Origin of the sequence: Pseudidiomarina sp. WS423 (assembly GCF_050750165.1) — a bacterium.
GTDB lineage: Bacteria > Pseudomonadota > Gammaproteobacteria > Enterobacterales > Alteromonadaceae > Pseudidiomarina > Pseudidiomarina fusca.
On sequence record NZ_JBOJLN010000016.1, the window covers coordinates 1 to 20,156 of the forward strand.

General features: G+C 45.1%; 23 protein-coding genes and 1 pseudogene. 1 reads left to right on the forward strand and 23 read right to left on the reverse strand.

The features are described 5' to 3' along the window. Positions 1-72 precede the first annotated feature (72 nt). From ACQ661_RS10890 to ACQ661_RS10925, 8 genes are all read right to left on the reverse strand, one after another. Positions 73-414, reverse strand: coding sequence for a ribonuclease E inhibitor RraB (locus ACQ661_RS10890; protein WP_369743941.1), 342 nt, complete (start codon positions 412-414; stop codon positions 73-75). A gap of 22 nt (positions 415-436) precedes the next feature. Further along, positions 437-1,378 carry a hypothetical protein gene (locus ACQ661_RS10895; protein ID WP_431668324.1) on the reverse strand — a complete coding sequence of 314 codons (942 nt, stop codon included), beginning with the start codon at positions 1,376-1,378 and terminating at the stop codon, positions 437-439. Positions 1,379-1,499: 121 nt separating this feature from the next. Next, positions 1,500-1,871 carry a hypothetical protein gene (locus ACQ661_RS10900; RefSeq protein WP_431668325.1) on the reverse strand — a complete coding sequence of 124 codons (372 nt, stop codon included), beginning with the start codon at positions 1,869-1,871 and terminating at the stop codon, positions 1,500-1,502. Between the two features lie 204 nt (positions 1,872-2,075). Further along, positions 2,076-2,219, reverse strand: coding sequence for a hypothetical protein (locus ACQ661_RS10905; RefSeq protein ID WP_181394975.1), 144 nt, complete (start codon positions 2,217-2,219; stop codon positions 2,076-2,078). A 117-nt stretch (positions 2,220-2,336) separates the two neighbouring features. After that, positions 2,337-2,927: a hypothetical protein gene (locus ACQ661_RS10910; RefSeq protein ID WP_431668326.1), complete on the reverse strand. Its 591-nt coding sequence runs from the start codon at positions 2,925-2,927 to the stop codon at positions 2,337-2,339. 100 nt (positions 2,928-3,027) lie between these two features. After that, on the reverse strand, positions 3,028-3,450 hold the full coding sequence (locus ACQ661_RS10915) for a hypothetical protein (protein WP_431668327.1): 423 nt from the start codon (positions 3,448-3,450) through the stop codon (positions 3,028-3,030). 136 nt (positions 3,451-3,586) lie between these two features. Further along, a complete protein-coding gene (locus tag ACQ661_RS10920; protein WP_431668328.1) occupies positions 3,587-3,952 on the reverse strand; it encodes a hypothetical protein in 366 nt (121 codons plus the stop codon). Positions 3,953-4,052: 100 nt separating this feature from the next. Continuing rightward, entirely contained in the window at positions 4,053-4,505 is a 453-nt protein-coding gene (locus ACQ661_RS10925; protein WP_431668329.1) for a hypothetical protein, read from the reverse strand. A 314-nt stretch (positions 4,506-4,819) separates the two neighbouring features. Here ACQ661_RS10925 and ACQ661_RS10930 point away from each other — a divergent pair. Further along, positions 4,820-5,335 (forward strand): annotated as a pseudogene (locus tag ACQ661_RS10930) (phage integrase N-terminal SAM-like domain-containing protein). 10 nt (positions 5,336-5,345) lie between these two features. Here ACQ661_RS10930 and glmS read toward each other — a convergent pair. From glmS to mnmG, 15 genes are all read right to left on the reverse strand, one after another. Further along, positions 5,346-7,178 carry a glutamine--fructose-6-phosphate transaminase (isomerizing) gene (glmS, locus tag ACQ661_RS10935; RefSeq protein ID WP_369742938.1) on the reverse strand — a complete coding sequence of 611 codons (1,833 nt, stop codon included), beginning with the start codon at positions 7,176-7,178 and terminating at the stop codon, positions 5,346-5,348. A gap of 5 nt (positions 7,179-7,183) precedes the next feature. Further along, the gene (gene glmU / locus ACQ661_RS10940) at positions 7,184-8,548 is read right to left on the reverse strand and encodes a bifunctional UDP-N-acetylglucosamine diphosphorylase/glucosamine-1-phosphate N-acetyltransferase GlmU (protein ID WP_431668330.1); all 1,365 of its coding nucleotides are present in this window, start codon (positions 8,546-8,548) and stop codon (positions 7,184-7,186) included. Between the two features lie 133 nt (positions 8,549-8,681). Then, on the reverse strand, positions 8,682-9,098 hold the full coding sequence (locus ACQ661_RS10945; protein ID WP_110075784.1) for a F0F1 ATP synthase subunit epsilon: 417 nt from the start codon (positions 9,096-9,098) through the stop codon (positions 8,682-8,684). A 17-nt stretch (positions 9,099-9,115) separates the two neighbouring features. Continuing rightward, positions 9,116-10,501 carry a F0F1 ATP synthase subunit beta gene (gene atpD / locus ACQ661_RS10950; RefSeq protein WP_110075783.1) on the reverse strand — a complete coding sequence of 462 codons (1,386 nt, stop codon included), beginning with the start codon at positions 10,499-10,501 and terminating at the stop codon, positions 9,116-9,118. 39 nt (positions 10,502-10,540) lie between these two features. Next, positions 10,541-11,407: a F0F1 ATP synthase subunit gamma gene (atpG, locus tag ACQ661_RS10955; protein ID WP_110075782.1), complete on the reverse strand. Its 867-nt coding sequence runs from the start codon at positions 11,405-11,407 to the stop codon at positions 10,541-10,543. A 57-nt stretch (positions 11,408-11,464) separates the two neighbouring features. After that, positions 11,465-13,006: a F0F1 ATP synthase subunit alpha gene (gene atpA, locus ACQ661_RS10960; RefSeq protein WP_110075781.1), complete on the reverse strand. Its 1,542-nt coding sequence runs from the start codon at positions 13,004-13,006 to the stop codon at positions 11,465-11,467. Positions 13,007-13,020: 14 nt separating this feature from the next. Next, positions 13,021-13,554, reverse strand: coding sequence for a F0F1 ATP synthase subunit delta (gene atpH, locus ACQ661_RS10965; protein WP_110075780.1), 534 nt, complete (start codon positions 13,552-13,554; stop codon positions 13,021-13,023). An 18-nt stretch (positions 13,555-13,572) separates the two neighbouring features. After that, positions 13,573-14,043, reverse strand: coding sequence for a F0F1 ATP synthase subunit B (atpF, locus tag ACQ661_RS10970; protein WP_110075779.1), 471 nt, complete (start codon positions 14,041-14,043; stop codon positions 13,573-13,575). A 45-nt stretch (positions 14,044-14,088) separates the two neighbouring features. Beyond that, positions 14,089-14,322 (reverse strand): F0F1 ATP synthase subunit C, encoded by a 234-nt coding sequence (atpE, locus tag ACQ661_RS10975; RefSeq protein ID WP_034733567.1) that lies wholly within the window; start codon positions 14,320-14,322, stop codon positions 14,089-14,091. Positions 14,323-14,377: 55 nt separating this feature from the next. After that, the gene (gene atpB / locus ACQ661_RS10980; RefSeq protein WP_153826497.1) at positions 14,378-15,235 is read right to left on the reverse strand and encodes a F0F1 ATP synthase subunit A; all 858 of its coding nucleotides are present in this window, start codon (positions 15,233-15,235) and stop codon (positions 14,378-14,380) included. Positions 15,236-15,252: 17 nt separating this feature from the next. After that, on the reverse strand, positions 15,253-15,648 hold the full coding sequence (locus tag ACQ661_RS10985; protein WP_153826498.1) for an ATP synthase subunit I: 396 nt from the start codon (positions 15,646-15,648) through the stop codon (positions 15,253-15,255). Between the two features lie 73 nt (positions 15,649-15,721). Next, positions 15,722-16,627 carry a ParB/RepB/Spo0J family partition protein gene (locus tag ACQ661_RS10990; RefSeq protein ID WP_153826499.1) on the reverse strand — a complete coding sequence of 302 codons (906 nt, stop codon included), beginning with the start codon at positions 16,625-16,627 and terminating at the stop codon, positions 15,722-15,724. A 20-nt stretch (positions 16,628-16,647) separates the two neighbouring features. Beyond that, entirely contained in the window at positions 16,648-17,445 is a 798-nt protein-coding gene (locus tag ACQ661_RS10995) for a ParA family protein (protein WP_110075776.1), read from the reverse strand. Positions 17,446-17,450: 5 nt separating this feature from the next. After that, positions 17,451-18,071, reverse strand: coding sequence for a 16S rRNA (guanine(527)-N(7))-methyltransferase RsmG (rsmG, locus tag ACQ661_RS11000; protein WP_153826500.1), 621 nt, complete (start codon positions 18,069-18,071; stop codon positions 17,451-17,453). Between the two features lie 8 nt (positions 18,072-18,079). Further along, positions 18,080-19,990: a tRNA uridine-5-carboxymethylaminomethyl(34) synthesis enzyme MnmG gene (gene mnmG, locus ACQ661_RS11005; RefSeq protein ID WP_110075774.1), complete on the reverse strand. Its 1,911-nt coding sequence runs from the start codon at positions 19,988-19,990 to the stop codon at positions 18,080-18,082. Positions 19,991-20,156: the final 166 nt, after the last annotated feature.

Here is a 20,156-nt window from a genome sequence, read left to right on the forward strand (position 1 = left end):
TGCCCACACAGGCGAGTGCAAGCGTAGCTTGCTCGAGTCCAGCGCACGAAGTGCGCGGTGTGCTGGGCCTTGTTAAGTGCGCTGTAATGCACAACCCCACCCGTCGTATTCGATGTTGAATAATGAAGCAATGCACACCATTAAGCCAGACACAGAACACACGAGATTTTGTGTTGATGGCATATTTACGACAACGGTAATTCTGTGATTTTCATTGATGGTTTCTGACCGCGCAGAACCATAACGATTATCATTAATGAAGTTAGCGACCAACGCTGCTTTTTCAGCAGTTGGTGCATAAAGAATAAAATCAATATCTCTTGGAACATTGAAATTATCCCCTTTTTCATCATTGCCTATTAAAAGCTGAGTATCTTGATAGGCGTTATCTAAAAGTTTTTCGATAGTGGACATATTCCTCCTAGCACTTAATGCTTCAATCAGCCGACGCGTTAGCGGTCGACTGCATTGATTTGTTAGCTGCTGTCTCTTTCTCAATATTCACCTGTGACAGAAAATCTAAATAATGTTGTTTGTTTACCTGGAACGCTCCATCCATACCCAAGTAGGCCACAAGGTAAGAGCCTTTATGTGACGGCAAAAAAGCGACTTCTTTATGTAGCCGGGCCCGTCTATCGTAAAGGTAAAAGCTCTCCAGACTGTTTAGACCTAGTGATGTTGGTTTTATGTCACTTCCTATATTAAATTGGGAAAGCCAATAACTTTTAAATTCATCGGTTTTTTTAGACGGCGAGTGGACAAACATTAAAGTTGATTGTGAGCGACCTGCTTCTGTTTTATCTCTTACTGCCCCAGTAGAAATTATTAAGAGCTGGGTGTGCATTCCATTGGTCGCTTCAAATTCGTTGATACCTCCTATCATAAAATAGTATGGGATTTTGAACTCCCAGCCGCCATTTTTTGATTTAACTTCATACATGTCATTGAAGGCTGATATTTTGATACCTTCAGGGACTTTCATTAGTTCTGGCATAGCCGTGGAATCAGGCCTCTTTATTTTATTATAAAAAAGGTGAGCCCCATAAACCCCTAGCCTCTCACTCCATGAAAGCATTGTTTCTAAAACAAGATCATTTTCCTTTGGGAGAATAACTCCGTCTCTTTTATAAAGTTCGGAAACATATGAGCTTAATAAATAGTAAAGGTGCTCTCTTGGGCCCTTCATAGACTGTGCGTCTAGCTTTGAATAATTAGCATTTAGCCAGTTATTAAAAGCGGTCGTATCAACAATAACTTTCGCATATTCGAAAACCGGTTCTTCGAGAGGGGAGGACGAATACCCATCCATAGCCTTGTAATCACTTGCGAATGTATTGCATGTGATTAGAAGAAAAACGACAAAGACGAACTTTTTCACAAACTCTCCTGTTTTGGCAGCTAACGCTTTGCTAATTGGCTGCCGCAGCGCAGCGTAGGCAGTCCAGTGGAGGCCACGCTTTTTGTGGCCGGAACGAAATTAAGCAATTTGTTATAAGCCATTAAATGCAATCCAACTCTGAGTAACAGCCAAGTGCAAGGGCAAAGAAAGGCCAAACAAAACAGTTAATAAAACCAATAACTGCTGCCCATGCATGCCTACTACTTACACTAAAATGTTTTGTAAACAAAGCGATAAAATACAACACGATTGCTGGTATTAGATAGGCCAGTATACTGAACACCACTAATGGGACGGCTTTAGTGTCTCTTGTGTAATCTGTTACACCATAATATGAGTACAAAAAACCCGCAGTAACACCCAGTACCGAGACTCCTACGGTAGCTACCTTTCCAAAGCGATTTAGAGCTAAATAAAGAAGCTCTAGCCAGCAAAACGTAACAATAAATACGGTAAAAAATAGAATCGCCAAATGTGGTTTCCTATGGCTTATAACGCCGCCAGCACGCGCGACTTTGTAGTGAAGGCGAAGCCGTAGCGGAAAAGACGTCGCCCTGCCTGGCCTTGTTATGGCTACATTGCCCGCTTGATACCGCTCGTGGCGGAACTAACGGAAATGTTAGTAGCACTTTTTGCCATGAGAGCTCAAATGTATCTATTCCTGAGAGCAACAACTTTAGAGCACCTTACCCAGAGATGAGCCGATAGTCACTCCAAAACTCATGATAAGAACAGCCGCAACAAAAACCGCTAACACGATCAAGCCAGTTTTCTGAGCTTTTGGCACTGAGTTCCACCAGTTTTTAAAATCATTAATCATGTTTCCTCCTTAAAACAACTAAATGTGAAATTACTTAGCCATAACGCCGCCATAAACGGCGCGAGCTTGCGAGCGTCCGGCGACCGAAGGGAGCGAATTTGATGGCCTTGTTAGCAATTATTTTAGCTCCTTTACTTGCTTCCAGGTTTCAACACCGACTTCCGTTAACGCATTAAAATAATCTGTTTTTATTTGAGCGTACTTTTGGTCATCAAAGCTAAAATCACCTTGATTTCTTTTTCCTACACACTCTTGGAAAAAAGCAAGTGATCCATTGCAGCTCTGGCGCATTTTTTCTTGATGCGTTTTCTTAGGGTTAAGCAACAGGATTATTTGATTTACCTGAACCATTACTTCTTTAGAAATCTTGTCAGCCTCTTCTTGGTACTCAGGATTAGCTTGTGGGTTTACTGGCCTTTTAAGTAAGTTGTAATGCATATCTAAATTGGCGTAGAACTCACTACTTTTAGCGCGTAACTCTTGAAGCCATCTCAGCCTCTCGGTAGTAATAATGTTGGCTCTTATTTTCTTCTCTTCGATTTCTGAAGCTGATTCTATTTGCTTCTTAGTGCCCCGATAGAGCAAAAGTGCACCAATACCAGCACCAACCAGAGCAGAAACTGAAGATATTGCTGCAACCCAAATAGCCTTATTATCTGGTTTTGTTTGCTCCGCGATTTGTCTTAATAATTCAGTGACTTCGTGCACGATAGCTCCTTGTGATTGCTAACGCCCCGCTAAACGGCGAGCGTTAGCGAGTCCGGTGGAGGCCACGCTTTTTGTGGCCGGAACGAATTTAAGCGGTTTGTTAGGCATTTTTTTGCTCCAGTTTTACACCCATTGTCATGGGGGGAAAGACATGCCTGATTATAATTCTGCATTTATTCACTAGAACAAGGATAATTTCATTTACAGCGCCCTCACCCAAGTAATCTGTTTGAATTACTTCATCAACTTTCATCGGAAGGCACGAAGCATTGAACGGCGACTGACAATTTACTGACTCAATTTTTTCCAATGACAACGCCATCCCGGGATACCGACCAGCAATCCCAATTTCACATGGTTTGACCAAGAATACAGTTTGATCATCAAATAATAAATTAATGTCATAACAAATCAGAAAACCCTCATTAGTATCGTCTTGCCAAGCAGCATGAACCTTCTCATGGTTTTCCCCAAGACGAATTTCAACAAGGTATTTGCTATCTAAACTAATCTTTTCGTTCATGGAAATGCCTAACGCCCAGCACAGAGGCGGTTTTTAAATTGCGCGTTGCGATAAAATTCGCGCAGCGATTCGCAAAAACGCGCAATTTAAAAGCCGTCCTGCGCCCGAAGGGCGCGTACTGGTGCTGTTTGTTAGGCTACAAATTTTTAAAGATAAAAAATAGTACAACAAATAATATAATGGCTCCTATAATTTGACCAGTGTACTCGGCCTTGGCGTTTGACTCGGCGGTTTTTAATTCGATCTCAGCGGTTTTCAAATTCAGCTCAGCAGTTTCCCTCTCTAACTTCGAAGCCGCAGCATTCGATTCCTCCGCGTAGAGATTGTTAAACAACTCGACCTTACTTTCGTCAAGGCTTTCAGTAATAGCATTTAATTCGTCACCGACATCCAATTGAGCCTGCTCGATGATTCCGTTTTCAGCAGCTTGACGAAAAATCAAGCTATGCTTTTGCACCAGTTCCCTGACTTGCTTTCTATCCGTCCAATTAACTGAATCCATGATTTTCTCCTCTATTTCTGCTCTTTAAGCCTAACGCGAAATTAAGGGGCGCGCTGAAAGCGCGTCCCAGCGAGTGTAACGAGCGAGCTTGAATTCCTTGTTAGGCCTGTCGTGGCACATAGCTTTGCAAGAAGCCGTAAAAAAGTGAGTTGAGCTTGCCAGCACATACTGTAAATGCATCTGCGGCTTGTTCTAGATCGGATATTTCGATAATGCCAGTACCGCTGAGCCTCTGCGCCCCACTTGGAGCAGTGCAAGGCTTACCATGAATTATTCTATTTCGCTCGTTAACCAAAGCGAGGAACTCCGAGGCCAGCGAACTCAACTCCTCGCGCTCTTTCGACTTTGGCATGTTTCGTACGATGTTTGCGAAATATTTGCCAATTGTTCCGGCCGTCATTTCTTCAGAAGTGATCTTAGCAACTGAACCCGGATAAACTTTCTCGCTGCACCATACGACTTGCCATTCACATCGTGCGAATGCGTAAGTCGCGAGGCCAAGAGCAGACAGATACTCTGGATCAGCTGGAATTAGTTTTCGCTCGTCAGACATTCTGCCATTTCTCTTCGGTAGGCCTAACATTTGTGTAGTGTGCTGGCACATGTCGTAATCGTTCGTTTAAATTGGTAACTCACCAAAAACAATACAAAAACCATCTAGAAAGTCGCCTTTTACTGTCAGCAAAGTAAGCATGCACACTTTGCTGTTCGACTACGCCTGATAACACTATTTTTGTTTAAATTATGTAATTGAAAATAGGACATATTTATCCTACATGCAAGCTTTAAGTGTGCGACTTTGAGCCGTGAAGCGTGCCGATTGATCGATTATGCTTAACTCACGATTATCAAAAATCATGGATGTTAATGATGGCGAGCCCTTTTATTGAAAAACTTCGCGCTGATATGCGATTACGTGGCTATAGCTTAAAAACGGAGAAATCTTATTTAGGTTGGATACGGCAGTTTATCTATTTTCATAAAAAACGACATCCTATTGATATGGGAGCGGAAGAGGTGAAGGCCTTTTTAAGTTGGTTGGCGAATGAGCGCCATGCTGCACTTACGATTCGTGACGGTAAAGGCAAGAAAGATCGGCAAACCCTTCTCAGCCAAAGACTCATTTAACCATTACAACAAGCCATTGAAACGGCTTTAACTGTTCAGATCGAGGATAACAAGAATGGACTTGGCCCATCGATGCCTAATGCGCTCGATAGAAAATATCCAAATGCTTATAAACAAGCGGGATGCGACATTAGAACAGTGCAAGAACTACTAGGGCACAACGACGTGAGTACAACTCAAATTTATACACACGTCATTGGTCAACATTATGCGGGCACAGCTAGCCCACTTGATAGGCTTATCAGCAACCAGTAAAACGGTGGAATTACTCCACCGTTACCGATTTAGCCAAGTTGCGCGGCTGGTCTACGTCGGTGCCTTTAATAATGGCAACGAAGTAGGAGAGTAGTTGCAACGGTACTGTGTACACAATTGGCGCAATCAGCTCATCACAGTGCGTCACGTTGATCACGCGCATGCTGTCGTCACCTTTAAAGTGTGCGTCTTTGTCAGCAAACACATACATGATTCCGCCACGGGCGCGTACTTCTTCCACGTTTGATTTCAGCTTCTCTAACAGCTCATCGTTTGGCGCGACCACGATAACCGGCATGTCGGCGTCAATCAGTGCTAAAGGCCCGTGTTTCAGTTCGCCAGCGGCGTAGGCTTCAGCATGAATGTATGAGATTTCTTTCAGCTTTAGCGCGCCTTCCATTGCAATAGGGTATTGCGTACCACGGCCTAAGAACAAGCTATGGAATTTATCAGCAAACTCTGGCGCTAAGGCTTCAATGGCATCACTTAACAGCAAGGCTTCTTCAAGCTTAGACGGTAATGTTTTCAATGACTTAATTACGGCCGCTTGCTGCTCTTCGTTCATGCCGCGGTACTGACCAATAGCCAAAGTTAACATCAGCAAGCCAACTAACTGCGTGGTGAAAGCTTTCGTTGATGCCACGCCAATTTCCGTACCCGCACGAGTCATGTAGGCTAAATCTGATTCACGCACCATTGACGAGGTAGAAACGTTACATATAGTTAAGCTGCCCTTGTAACCAAGCTCCTTACTTAAACGTAGCGCCGCTAAGGTGTCAGCCGTTTCACCTGACTGTGAAATAGTGACTAATAAGCTATTTGGATGAACATGAGAGGTGCGGTAACGGAATTCTGAGGCGATTTCAACGTTACAAGAAACTCCAGCCATTGATTCAAGCCAATAGCGAGCCACCATTCCAGCGTGATAAGAGGTACCGCAGGCAACAATTTGTACATGCTGAATACCTTTCAATAGATCTAAAGAACCATTACCAAAGACATCTTCAGCAATTTTGCCATCAACAATCCTGCCTTCTAACGCATTACGCACCGAACTTGGCTGTTCATGAATTTCTTTGAGCATAAAGTGGCGGTATTCGCCTTTGCCACCAGCATCGTAGTTGCCGTCAGACTCATGAATTTCGCGCTCAACGCGGTTACCGTCAGCATCGTACACCTTTACTTCGGTACGACTAATATCCGCCATATCACCTTCTTCAAGGTACATGAACTTGCGGGTTACTGGTAACAAAGCCAATTGGTCTGATGCGACAAAGTTTTCACCAATACCAAGCCCAATCACCAAGGGGCTACCTGAGCGCGCGACAATAAGTCTGCCAGGATCGCGACAGTCCATGATGACAGTGCCGTAAGCCCCTTCAAGCTGTTTGATTGCGGCTTGTACAGCAGTGAATAAGTCCGCATGAGTTTTACGCTCGTGATGAACCAAATGACAAATCACCTCGGTGTCAGTATCAGACGCAAAGGTGTAGCCCAATCCTTTTAACTGCTCACGCAATTTATCGTGATTCTCGATAATACCGTTGTGCACTACGGCAATACAATCTTCAGAAATATGAGGATGTGCGTTTGCCTCGGTAACACCACCATGAGTAGCCCAACGCGTGTGAGCGATACCAGCAGTACCGGCTAACGGTTGCTCGCCAACCGCATCTTTGAGTGCCTGGACTTTACCAGTCCGACGCACACTTTGTAGGCGTCCGTCTTCGCTCAATACGGCTAAACCAGCCGAATCGTAACCACGGTATTCAAGCCGCTTTAGGCCTTCAATCAAGATTTCACTAATACGGCGCTCTGAGGTTGCACCAACAATTCCGCACATTGTCCTTATCCTTTTTTTACAGGGCGTTGCCAGCCACTGATGTTCCGTTGCTGACCACGGGCCACACCTAGCTCATGATCATCGATATTTTTCGTTACGGTAGAGCCTGCACCTACGGTAGCATGCTTACCAATTCGTACCGGAGCCACTAACGAACTATTTGAACCAATAAACGCACCATCGTCTATTTCTGTCAGGTGTTTGTTTACACCGTCATAATTACAAGTAATAGTGCCTGCGCCAATATTCACTCCAGCGCCAATTTCTGCATCACCTAAATAGGTAAGATGGCTCGCTTTAGAGCCTTGCCCCATGCGAGTCTTTTTAATCTCAACAAAGTTACCTACCTGTGCGCCCTCAGCCAACTCAGCACCTGGTCGTAAGCGGGCAAAAGGGCCCACAGCACAATTTTCTGCAAGTACGGCTTCTTCAATCAGGCTGTTCGTTTTTACCCGAGAACCTGCGCCTATCTTACAATCACGCAGCACACAGTTGCTTTCGATAACTACGCCTTCGCCAAGTTCAACCCGGCCTTCAAAAATAACGTTAACATCAACCACCACATCATTCGCGATGATAACCTCGCCGCGAACATCAACCCGAGCCGGATCCATTAAGGTGGCACCGTTAAGCATCAGTTGCTCAGCCTGGCGAGCTTGATAGGCACGCTCTAGCCCGGCTAACTGCACCCGATTATTGGCACCTTCCACTTCGCTAATGGCTTGTGGTTGTGCCGTGGTAATCACTACGCCTTCTGCGGCAGCCATAGCGACAATATCCGTCAAATAGTATTCACCTTGGGCGTTATCATTGGATAAATTGCCAAGCCAGCGTTTTAACGCTGCTCCTTTTACCGCCATCATACCGGTGTTTACTTCAGTAATAGCCAGCTGCTCTGGGCTGGCATCTTTTTGCTCAACAATACCTACTACCGCGCCACTGGCATCACGCATGATACGTCCATAGCCGGTGGGGTCGGGTAGGGTCACGGTGAGCAGCGCTAACTCCGTCGTTGCCGCAGCATCCAACAAGCCTTGCAGAGTTTCTGTGCGCGTTAGCGGTACATCACCATACAAAATAAGTACAGTTTCGTCGTCAGCCACATAAGGCACGACCTGCTGCACGGCATGACCAGTACCTAGCTGTTGCGCTTGTTCAACAAAATTTAACGATTGTCCGGCTAGCCTTTCCTTAAGTACATCGCCACCATGGCCATAGATAACCTGCACATGTGTAGGCGCTAAGGTATGCGCAGTATCAATCACATGCTGAACCATGGGTTTATGGGCGATGGGATGTAACACCTTTGGTAACGCTGAACGCATCCGGGTGCCTTTACCTGCTGCTAGAACTACCACATTCAGAGACATGAATCCTTCCGTTTCTATTTTATAAACCTGCAGCTATTTTAAAGCTGTTTACAACAAATTAACAGACGAAAAAAAGACCCGCAAACCGAAATTTACGGGTCTTTTCATTTTCTTTAGATTGCAGGCGCGCTGATTACTTGCGAATTTTGCGAATAATCTGCAGTTGTGCCAACGCTCGAGCTAATTCAGCTGCTGCTTCTGCATAACTTAAATCAGAGGCAGAATCTGCAATTGCTTCTTCAGCACGTTTCTTCGCATCAAGGGCTTGCTGTTCATCAAGCTCTTCACCACGAACTGCCGAGTCAGCAAGTACCGAGACGTTGTGAGGCTGCACTTCTAGCACACCACCGGCTACGTAGATGATTTCTTCTTCGCCACCTTCTTTAACTACGCGAACCATACCTGGTTTAATCGTCGTTAATAAAGGGGCGTGACCAGGATAAATACCTAGCTCACCTTCGCTACCGGTCACTTGCAAGGTCTCTACGGCGCCAGAGAACAAACGTTCTTCGGCGCTGACCACGTCAAGCTGTACAGTTTTAGCTGCCATTTAAACCTCCCGGTTTATTACATTTTTTTGGCTTTTTCGACTGCTTCTTCGATGCTACCAACCATGTAGAACGCTTGTTCTGGTAGGTCGTCGTAATCACCGTTTAAGATGCCTTTAAAGCCAGCGATGGTGTCTTTCAAAGACACATACTTACCTGGTGAGCCAGTAAATACTTCTGCTACGAAGAATGGCTGCGATAAGAAGCGCTGAATTTTACGCGCCCGAGATACGGTCATCTTGTCTTCTTCAGACAATTCGTCCATACCCAAGATTGCGATGATATCTTTCAGCTCTTTGTAACGCTGCAATACTGACTGGACGCCACGCGCAGTCTCATAATGCTCTTTACCGATAACCAATGGGTCCAACTGACGTGACGTTGAATCCAATGGATCAACCGCTGGGTAGATACCCAGTGACGCGATATCACGAGACAATACTACGGTTGCATCTAAGTGAGCAAAGGTAGTGGCTGGTGATGGGTCAGTTAAGTCATCCGCAGGTACGTAAACGGCCTGAATCGACGTGATTGAACCAGTTTTGGTTGAAGTAATACGTTCTTGTAGTACACCCATCTCTTCGGCAAGAGTTGGCTGATAACCTACCGCAGATGGCATCCGACCTAACAATGCAGATACTTCGGTACCAGCAAGGGTATAACGGTAGATGTTATCTACGAAAAACAGAACGTCACGACCTTCATCACGGAACTTCTCTGCCATGGTCAAACCTGTTAACGCTACGCGTAAACGGTTACCTGGAGGCTCGTTCATCTGGCCATAAACCAGTGCAACTTTGTCGAGTACGTTTGAGTCTTTCATCTCATGATAGAAGTCGTTACCTTCACGAGTACGCTCACCTACACCAGCGAATACTGAGTAACCACTGTGCTCGATAGCGATGTTACGGATAAGTTCCATCATGTTTACGGTTTTACCTACACCCGCACCACCGAACAGACCAACTTTACCACCCTTAGCGAACGGACAAATCAAGTCGATAACCTTGATGCCGGTCTCTAACAGTTCAGTAGCACTTGACTGTTCTTCGTACGAAGGTGCAGCACGGTGAATAGACATACGTTCTTCTTCACCGATTTCACCCGCTTCATCAATTGGCTCACCCAATACGTTCATGATACGACCTAGGGTTTGTTTACCCACTGGTACCATGATTGGCTCGCCGCTATTTTCTACGGTAATTCCACGACGCAGACCGTCAGTAGTACCTAGTGCGATTGTACGCACGATACCACCGCCTAACTGCTGCTGAACTTCCAAGGTCAAACCCTTGAGGTCACCGTCGGTCACCTTCAGCGCGTCGTATACCTTTGGCACGTCTGTTTGTGGAAATTCGATATCCACAACCGCGCCAATAATTTGCACGACCTTACCTTGACTCATGACATTTCCTCTAACTCTAAAATTCTTGCAAGCTTCGCCTTAAACCGCTTCGGCGCCCGATACAATTTCCGAAATTTCCTGCGTAATCGCTGCTTGGCGTGCTTTGTTATACACCAATTGCAGCTGATCGATGAGGTCTTCGGCGTTGTCGGTAGCGGCTTTCATAGCCACCATCCGCGCTGCCTGTTCACTGGCAATGTTATCCACCACACCTTGATACACGGTTGCTTCTACGTAGCGACGAATCAGCAACTCTAAAATGGGTTGTGGATCAGGTTCATACAGATAGTCCCAGCTACCTGATTGAACCTCATCGCGAGACTCAGCTTTTGGCAACGGTAGCAATTGCGCTATCGTTGGCTCTTGCTTCATGGTGTTAACAAACTTGTTGTACACCACGAACAAGCGATCTAATTTGCCTTCATCAAAGGCATCTAGCATCACTTGTACAGTCCCTAACACATCATTCACGCTTGGCTTATCGCCTAGACCTGATGTTTGTGCCAGTAAACGGCCTCCAAAGCGTTTAAAGAAACCCGTAGCCTTGTTGCCAATGGCTGCAAAGTCTACTTCTACGCCGTTTTCTTTTTGTGCTTGGGCATGTTTCACAACCGCTTTAAATTCGTTTGTGTTTAAACCACCGCACAAGCCACGGTCGGTAGAAATGACGATGTAGCCAACCCGTTTCACATCACGATCTTCTAGATACGGATGCTTGTACTCTAGGTTTGCATGGGCAACATGGCCGATCACCTTGCGAATGCTGTCCGCATACGGACGGCTTGAAGCCATACGTTCCTGCGCCTTTTTCATTTTGGACGCAGCAACCATCTCCATTGCACTGGTGATCTTCTGAGTATTGTTAATACTCCCGATCTTGGTTTTTATCTCTTTACCGCCGGCCATGATATTCTCCTGTTAACTCAACGACTTGTGGCTACAAAAATTGTAGCCACGTTCCGCTTACCAAGACTGCGTTTTCTTGAAGGTTTTTAAACCTTCGTGCAGCTTAGCTTCGATGTCGTCGTTATAGTTGCCAGTTTTGTCAATATCCGCCATCAGCTCAGCGTGCTCGCTACGCATGTACGCAATCAGCGCACTTTCGAAGTCGAGGATTTTGTCTTGCTCTACATCTTTAAGGTAACCCTTTTCTGCAGAGAAGATAGACACTGCCATGTCAGCCACGCTCATTGGCTCATATTGGTTCTGTTTCATCAGTTCAGTAACACGCTGACCGTGTTCTAACTGCGCGCGAGTTGCTTCGTCTAAGTCTGAAGCGAACTGAGCAAACGCTGCTAATTCACGATACTGCGCTAACGCTAAACGGATACCACCACCAAGTTTCTTAATGATCTTGGTTTGCGCTGCACCACCTACACGAGATACCGAGATACCAGCGTTAACTGCAGGACGAATACCCGCGTTAAACAAATCAGTTTCTAAGAAGATCTGACCATCGGTAATTGAAATCACGTTGGTTGGTACGAACGCTGATACGTCACCCGCTTGGGTTTCGATAATAGGCAGCGCCGTTAATGAACCGGTTTGACCTTTCACTTCACCATTGGTGTACTTTTCAACGTAGTCAGCGTTAACACGCGCTGCACGCTCAAGCAAACGTGAGTGAAGATAGAACACGTCACCTGGGTAAGCTTCACGACCTGGCGGACGACGTAACAACAATGAGATTTGACGATAAGCAACAGCTTGCTTAGACAAATCATCATAAACGATTAACGCGTCTTCACCACGATCACGGAAGTATTCACCCATAGTACAACCTGAGTAGGCTGCTAGGTATTGCAATGCTGCTGATTCAGAAGCAGATGCAGCTACCACGATGGTGTTTTCTAAGGCACCGTGCTCTTCTAATTTACGTACTACTGAAGCAATAGTAGAAGCTTTCTGACCGATAGCTACGTACACACACTTAATACCAGAGTTTTTCTGGTTAATGATAGCGTCGATAGCTAATGCAGTTTTACCTGTCTGACGGTCACCGATGATCAACTCACGCTGACCACGGCCTACTGGAATCATAGCATCGATTGACTTATAACCTGTTTGTACAGGTTGATCTACCGATTGACGCTCGATTACACCAGGAGCAATTTTTTCTACCGGCTCAAAGCCATCCGCGTCGATCGGGCCTTTACCGTCAATAGGAGCACCTAGGGTGTTCACTACACGGCCAAGTAATGCACGACCAACAGGAACTTCTAAGATACGGCCTGTTGATTTAACTTTTACGCCTTCTTGAAGGTCCGCATAAGGACCCATAACCACGGCACCGACAGAGTCGCGCTCAAGGTTCAAAGCGATAGCGTAACGATTGCCAGGAAGCTCAATCATCTCACCTTGCATACAGTCTGCAAGGCCGTGAATGCGGATGATACCGTCGGTTACAGAAACGATGGTACCTTCGTTACGAGCTTCACTGACCACTTCGAACTGTTCAATTCGTTTTTTGATCAGCTCTGCGATTTCATTTGAATTCAGTTGCATGCTCAAGTCCCCAATTAGGATTGCAGTGCGTGTGCAAGTCGTTCTAACTTGCCGCGCACCGTGCCGTCGATTACTGTGTCACCAGCTTTAATGTATAAGCCACTGACAATAGCCTCATCGACAGTGCAATTCAGCTTAACTTTGCGTGAAAAACGTTGCTCTAACGTTTTCGCTAGATTGTCCTGTTGCTGCTGTGAGAGTGCTACGGCGGAGGTAACATCTACCGTGACTTCTTTCTCATGTTCAGCGCGTAACTCACCAAATAGGGCAAGTACAGCAGGTAAAGCATTCAAACGGCTATTTTCAGCCATTAAACGAACAAAATTCTGGCCTTTTTCATCCAATTGTTCGCCACATACATTAATGAATACTTCAGTTTTCTTATCTAGCGTTTCGGCGCTACTCAAAAATGTGGCCATAGCCGAGTCTTTTGCTACCGCAGCAGCAAAAGCAATCATACTGTGCCAATTTTCAATCGCGCCGTTCTCTACTGCAAAATCAAAAGCTGCTTTTGCATAGGGGCGAGCAACCGTAGTCAATTCTGACATTTGCACAAACCCCTTTGGTTAGAGTTCAGCGACCAGTTTTTCAACAATGTCACTGTGAGCGTCTTTATCAATTTCACGCTCGATGATTTTGCTAGCACCAGCAACAGCTAATACAGCTACTTGCTTGCGCAGTTCTTCGCGTAAGCGATTGCGTTCAGCTTCAACTTCAGCGTGACCAGCAGCGATAATAGTTTCGCGCTCGGCTTCGCCGCGTTGTTTGCCTTCTTCAACCGATTGCTCAGCGCGTTTCTTCGCTTGGGCAATGATTTCAGCCGCCTGTGCTTTCGCTTCTTTTAACTCGTCAGCAATTTTAGCTTGCGCTAATTCCAGGTCTTTTTCTGCACGTTCACCGGCAGCCAGACCATCGGCTATTTTCTTCTGACGGGCTTCAATCGCATTATTCAGCGGTGGCCATACGAACTTCATACAGAATAGTACGAAGACGATAAAGGCAATCAGTTCGCCGATAAGGGTCATGTTTAAGCTCACGACCTACCCCCTTAGTTCAGTTGTTCGAATTGGTATCAATAGACCTTACAGTACGAACAACAGTACCATTGCGATACCTACGCCAATCATGGCTACCGCATCGATCAAACCTGCTAAGATGAACATTTTAACTTGCAGAGAAGGAGCTAGTTCTGGTTGACGTGCACACGCTTCCAAGAATTTACCACCCATGTTACCGAAACCTACTGCGGTACCGATTGCACCGAAACCGATCAGTAAAGCTACAGCGATATATTTAAGACCTAACATTAGTTCCATTGTTTTCTCCGATATTTCAAAGGTTAAGTTAAAAAATAAAAGTTAATACAAAATCTTAGTGGCTCTCTGAGCTGGCCATGCTTAAGTAAACAATAGTCAGCATCATAAATACGAAGGCCTGCAACACAATTACAAGAATGTGGAATACCGCCCACACAAAGTGCAATGGTAATTGCGCCAGACCAATCGCTCCAATCAGGATAAAGATTAGCTCGCCGGCATATAAGTTACCGAACAAACGCAGTGCCAACGAGAACGGCTTGGCCACCAAAGCAATCGTTTCAAGCAATAGGTTAAACGGAATCAGTAGCACCTGAACGACCATATTACTTGAGCTAAACGGGTGTAAGGTAAGTTCTTTGATGAAGCCAACGATACCTTTCATACGAATACCGTAGCCAATCATGAGTAAGAACACACCAATGGCTAATGCTGCGGTCATGTTGATATCGGTGGTTGGTACGATTTTCATGTACACATCGTGCGAATCCACACCGAAGGCTTGCTCGCCCACAAAACCAGCAAAAGCAGGCAAAAAGTCAACCGGAATTAAGTCCATTAAGTTCATGAGGAAAACCCACACGAAAATGGTTAACGCTAGAGGAGCGATAAGTTTACTTTTACCGTGGAAAGTGTCGCGTACGTTGTTACCAACGAATTCAACAATCATCTCAATAAAGCACTGCAGCTTACCGGGCACGCCAGTATCTGCTTTCTTTGCAGCACTACGGAAGATCATTAAGAACAAGATACCTAGTCCGATAGACCAAGCTAAGGTGTCAATATGCCATGTCCAGAAGCCAGCTTCACTACACGCTTTATTAAAGGCTATACCATTTTCGGTAGAGCACATTTTGGCGTTAGTTAAGTGGTGCTGAATATGACTTTGGAGCGTTAACTCTTCTGCAGCCATCTTAGTTTCCCACAATTTTAAGTTGATTTTAAAAACAAAATTGGTGCCAGCCATTGCACTGCTAAGGCGGTAATATAGCCGCTAACAACCGCACTAAGCGGGAGCGAAGTAAATACCAGCAATACAACCAATAAGGCTACTGCGAAGAAAATTTTTAATGCTTCGCCGGCAAAAAAATTACTCACTACAGTTTGCGCAGCTCGCGCTCCACCTTCAGCAAAGGCTCGCCATGCAAACAGTGCCGTAGGAATAATGACGGCGATACCGCCACCCACAACACCCCAAAAATACATATAGCCAAAATGCGGCTGCACCAAAGAAAAGACACAAGCGAGCAAAAATATAGCTCCAGCTTGGGCGCGAATTAACCTCGCTGCGAGTTGTTTCCCTTGGCCTGTTAACGTTCTATTCACGGGCTAAAACCCTCGGTTGAAAGCCCGCGATAGTATAAAGATTTAACGTTCAAATGCAAATGAAATGGGATGGTTAGCCATCCTCATTCAATTGAAATTGCATAAGAATGCCATCTAATTCATCTAAACTGCTGTAATTAATTACAACTTTACCCTTGCCTTTACGGCCGTGACTGATTGCGACAGCGGCGCCTAAGCGTTCACTTAAGCGCTTCTCTAGACGTTGAATATCAGCATCAGGCTGCGGTTTTGCTGGGCTTGGCTTGGCTGGTTCTAGAGCTTGGCGAACCAGTTTTTCAGCTTCACGCACCGTCATGCCTTTTGCTGCAATTAACCGAGCAATGTCTGTTTGCGCATCACCCTCTAAAGCAAGTAACAGCTTGGCATGACCTAATTCAATGTCACCGCGCTCTAGTAGCGTTTTAGTTTCGGATTGTAAATTATTCAAACGCAGCAAGTTAGTTACAGTTGCTCGGGATTTACCTACCGCATCGGCAACTTCTTGATGAGTTAATTGAAATTCCGTTAGTAGGCGTTGTAAGGCGGTCGCTTCTTCCATGGCATTGAGGTCTTCACGTTGAATATTCTCAATTAACGCAATAGCTACAGCCGCTTCATCAGGGACGTTTTTAATCAAACAAGGTACTTCGTCTAGGCGTGCCAGCTGGCTTGCACGCCAACGTCGCTCACCTGCGATAATTTCATATTTTTCTGGCGCTATTTCGCGCACAACAATGGGCTGAATTACACCCTGGGCTTTAATTGAAGCAGCGAGATCTTCAAGGGCCTCAGGAGTCATATCTTTGCGTGGTTGATATTTGCCCGGCTGTAACCATTCTATCGGTAACTTTTGCAGTTCGCCTTGGCGATAGTCTTGAACTATCTCATCAGGAACCTGATGTTCTTTTTCACGAGCCGTTTTACTGGTTGTAAGTAGGGCATCTAAACCGCGCCCCAATCCTCTTTTTTTGGCAGACATAAAGCGTCGTTTCCTTTAGCTTAAGCTTCAGCCGCTGCTTCGGCTTTTTTTTGTTGTTCGGCGCGACGAATTAACTCTCCGGCCAGGGCTAAATAGGCTTTAGCTCCGGCTGATGATTTATCGTAATACATGGCTGGTGAGCCAAAACTAGGAGCTTCAGCTAAGCGAACATTTCGTGGAATAACGGTTCGATAAACCTTGTCACCAAAATGATTTTTCAGTTGCTCTGACACATCATTAGCTAAACGATTACGAGGGTCGTACATGGTTCGCAAAATACCTTCAATAATCAACCGTGGATTAACAGCTTCAGCTAATCGTTCAATGGTATCCATTAACGCCGTTAAGCCTTCAAGAGCAAAATATTCGCATTGCATCGGCACTAACACTGAATCAGCGGCGGCCATGGCGTTTACGGTCAACATACTGAGCGATGGTGGACAATCGATGAAGATAAAATCGTAATTATCAACCACTGGTTTTAAGGCATTAGCCAAGCGCTGCTCGCGCGCAAATTCTTCCATTAATTTAATATCAGCAGCCGTGGTATCAGAGTTAGCCGCAATGAGGTGATATTTACCGTTAGTTTCTTTAATAATCACTTGTTCGGCTGGTTTCTGCTCAACCAATAGTTCATAGGCGGTGTTTTCAACATCGTATTTGTCGATACCACTACCCATGGTTGCATTGCCCTGAGGATCAAGATCTATCAGCAATACTTTACGGCGGGTTGCTGCCATCGATGCTGCCAAATTAACAGCAGTGGTGGTTTTACCAACGCCGCCTTTTTGATTAGCAATCGCAATAATTCTGCCCACAGGGGTTATCCTCTCGTTTTTATAATCACCACATGGCGTTCGCCATCGGCCTCTGGAACCTGTAATCGAATCACTTGTTCAACCTCAAACTGCGCTGGCAAGTCAGCCAATTCAGCAGTTGGGTATTGCCCTTTTAGAGCAAAATACCGGCCATCAGGCTTAGGTAAATGCTCACACCAATTCAGCATATCATTAAGCGAGGCAAAGGCTCTACTTATCACGCCATCAAATTTTAGTTCAGGTTGATAATCTTCAACTCTACTTTGCACAGCTGTTACATTCTTAAGGCCTAACTGATGGCTAACTTGGCGGATAAAACGAATCCTTTTGCCTAAGCTATCTAACAGAACAAAATCACGTTCTGGACAAGCAATGGCTAAAGGTAAGCCAGGCAATCCGGGCCCAGTTCCGACATCAATAAAGCGTTGCCCTTGAAGATGTGGTAACACCACAAGGCTATCCACAATGTGGCGACTCACCATTTGGATGGGATCACGAACCGACGTTAAATTGTAGGCTTTATTCCATTTATTTAATTGTTCAACCAATTGAATAAGTTGAACTTGTTTATCTAGAGAAAGATCAAGCTCGGCCTGAGCCAATAATGATTGTAGTCTATTTAACATGGATTTTATTAAGCACTCTTTCGCAATAGGCCAAGTTTCTTCAAATGCACCAACAACATTGAGATTGCTGCTGGAGTAATGCCAGATATTCGAGCAGCTTTACCAACGGTTTCTGGTTGATGTTGATTCAGCTTAGCAATCACTTCATTGGATAAACCCTTGATACTGGCATAATCAAAATGAGCCGGTAACTGAGTATTTTCATGACGTTGCTGTTTGCTAATCTCGTCTTGCTGACGCGCTATGTAACCAGCATATTTCGTTTGAATTTCTACTTGTTCAGCAGCTTTTTCGTCGGCTAAACCTGGTCCTAAAGCATCAATTTTGACGAGATCTTGATAACTAATTTCAGGGCGACGTAATAATTCTTCGCCATTCACTTCTCGAGTTATCGGCGTTTTAACTAATTCATTAACCGCAGCAACTGCTGGATGATCTTTATGGATCCAAGTACTACGTAGACGTTGTTGCTCTTGTGCAATGGCTTCCATTTTGTCGTTAAACGCAGCCCATCTTGCATCGTCAACTAAACCTAGCTCGCGGCCTTTTTCAGTTAAGCGCATATCTGCGTTGTCTTCGCGCAATAACAATCTATATTCGGCGCGTGACGTAAACATCCGATAGGGTTCTTTGGTGCCGAGAGTACTGAGATCATCAATCAATACTCCCATGTAAGCTTGATCACGACGAGGAGCCCAACCGTCTTTTCCTTGCACTTGTAATGCAGCATTTAAGCCTGCTACTAAGCCTTGTGCACCAGCTTCTTCATATCCGGTCGTTCCATTAATTTGTCCGGCAAAAAATAAGCCTTGTAGATGTTTGGTTTCTAAGGTTTGTTTTAAATCGCGAGGATCAAAATAATCATACTCTATGGCATAGCCTGGACGAGTAATGTGAGCATTTTCAAAACCTTTGATGGAGCGTACTAAGGCTACTTGCACATCAAAAGGTAAACTAGTTGAAATACCATTGGGGTACACTTCATGGGTGGTTAAACCCTCTGGCTCGACAAAGATCTGGTGCGAGTTTTTATCACTAAAGCGCATAACTTTGTCTTCGATAGACGGACAATAACGCGGACCAACGCCTTCAATGATACCAGAGTACATGGGGGAACGATCTAAGCCACCATGGATAATCTCATGAGTTTGTTCATTGGTGTGGGTAATGTAGCAAGAAATTTGTTGTGGGTGATCTGCTTGTGATCCCATAAATGAAAAAACAGGAGTTGGGGTATCACCTGGTTGTTCTTGCATCACTGAAAAATCGATACTCTTTGCATCAATTCTTGGAGGTGTTCCGGTTTTTAAGCGATCTACTCGCAATGGCAGCTCACGTAAGCGTTTTGCCAATGCATTTGCTGGAGGATCGCCAGCTCGCCCACCTTGATAATTTTGTAAACCTATATGGATTTGGCCACCTAGAAATGTACCTACCGTAAGTACAACTGTGGTTGCCGAAAACTTTAAGCCCATCTGGGTTACAACACCAACAACCCGATCGTTTTCAACGATCAGATCATCACAACCTTGTTGGAATAAACTTAAATTAGGTTGGTTTTCTAGAATCGTTCGGATAGCAGCTCGGTATAGCTGTCGGTCTGCCTGAGCTCTAGTGGCGCGAACTGCTGGCCCTTTCGATGAGTTTAAGGTACGAAATTGAATACCAGCTTTATCAGCTGCCATAGCCATGGCACCGCCTAGGGCATCAATCTCTTTAACTAAGTGACCTTTACCAATACCGCCAATCGCAGGATTACATGACATTTGCCCTAAGGTTTCGATGTTATGGGTAAGCAATAAAGTATTGCAGCCCATTCGTGCAGCCGCTAAGGCTGCTTCAGTACCTGCATGGCCGCCACCTATGACAATCACGTCATAATGTTGATGGTAAGAATTGCTTGTTGGCTGTGTTGGCATAGATTGATAAATCCTAGATAAACAGATGTCGTGTAACACCAAAAAAGTTGGGCTAACCCATGATCCTTGTGAGGATCATCAGATGTTATCGCGTCTTGGCTTTAAAAGCTTAGTTCACAAAAATGTAGCCGAGTATTGTACCTGTTATTTGGCTTGATCGGAACGT

Excerpts from the sequence above, each read along its gene's own strand:
- ACQ661_RS10890 (WP_369743941.1), bottom strand. The coding sequence starts at position 414 with ATGTCCACTATCGAAAAACTTTTAGATAACGCCTATCAAGATACTCAG.
- ACQ661_RS10905 (WP_181394975.1), bottom strand. The coding sequence starts at position 2,219 with ATGATTAATGATTTTAAAAACTGGTGGAACTCAGTGCCAAAAGCTCAG.
- ACQ661_RS10915 (WP_431668327.1), bottom strand. The coding sequence starts at position 3,450 with ATGAACGAAAAGATTAGTTTAGATAGCAAATACCTTGTTGAAATTCGT.
- ACQ661_RS10920 (WP_431668328.1), bottom strand. The coding sequence starts at position 3,952 with ATGGATTCAGTTAATTGGACGGATAGAAAGCAAGTCAGGGAACTGGTG.
- ACQ661_RS10925 (WP_431668329.1), bottom strand. The coding sequence starts at position 4,505 with ATGTCTGACGAGCGAAAACTAATTCCAGCTGATCCAGAGTATCTGTCT.
- glmS (WP_369742938.1), bottom strand. The coding sequence starts at position 7,178 with ATGTGCGGAATTGTTGGTGCAACCTCAGAGCGCCGTATTAGTGAAATC.
- glmU (WP_431668330.1), bottom strand. The coding sequence starts at position 8,548 with ATGTCTCTGAATGTGGTAGTTCTAGCAGCAGGTAAAGGCACCCGGATG.
- ACQ661_RS10945 (WP_110075784.1), bottom strand. The coding sequence starts at position 9,098 with ATGGCAGCTAAAACTGTACAGCTTGACGTGGTCAGCGCCGAAGAACGT.
- atpD (WP_110075783.1), bottom strand. The coding sequence starts at position 10,501 with ATGAGTCAAGGTAAGGTCGTGCAAATTATTGGCGCGGTTGTGGATATC.
- atpG (WP_110075782.1), bottom strand. The coding sequence starts at position 11,407 with ATGGCCGGCGGTAAAGAGATAAAAACCAAGATCGGGAGTATTAACAAT.
- atpA (WP_110075781.1), bottom strand. The coding sequence starts at position 13,006 with ATGCAACTGAATTCAAATGAAATCGCAGAGCTGATCAAAAAACGAATT.
- atpH (WP_110075780.1), bottom strand. The coding sequence starts at position 13,554 with ATGTCAGAATTGACTACGGTTGCTCGCCCCTATGCAAAAGCAGCTTTT.
- atpE (WP_034733567.1), bottom strand. The coding sequence starts at position 14,322 with ATGGAACTAATGTTAGGTCTTAAATATATCGCTGTAGCTTTACTGATC.
- atpB (WP_153826497.1), bottom strand. The coding sequence starts at position 15,235 with ATGGCTGCAGAAGAGTTAACGCTCCAAAGTCATATTCAGCACCACTTA.
- ACQ661_RS10990 (WP_153826499.1), bottom strand. The coding sequence starts at position 16,627 with ATGTCTGCCAAAAAAAGAGGATTGGGGCGCGGTTTAGATGCCCTACTT.
- rsmG (WP_153826500.1), bottom strand. The coding sequence starts at position 18,071 with ATGTTAAATAGACTACAATCATTATTGGCTCAGGCCGAGCTTGATCTT.
- mnmG (WP_110075774.1), bottom strand. The coding sequence starts at position 19,990 with ATGCCAACACAGCCAACAAGCAATTCTTACCATCAACATTATGACGTG.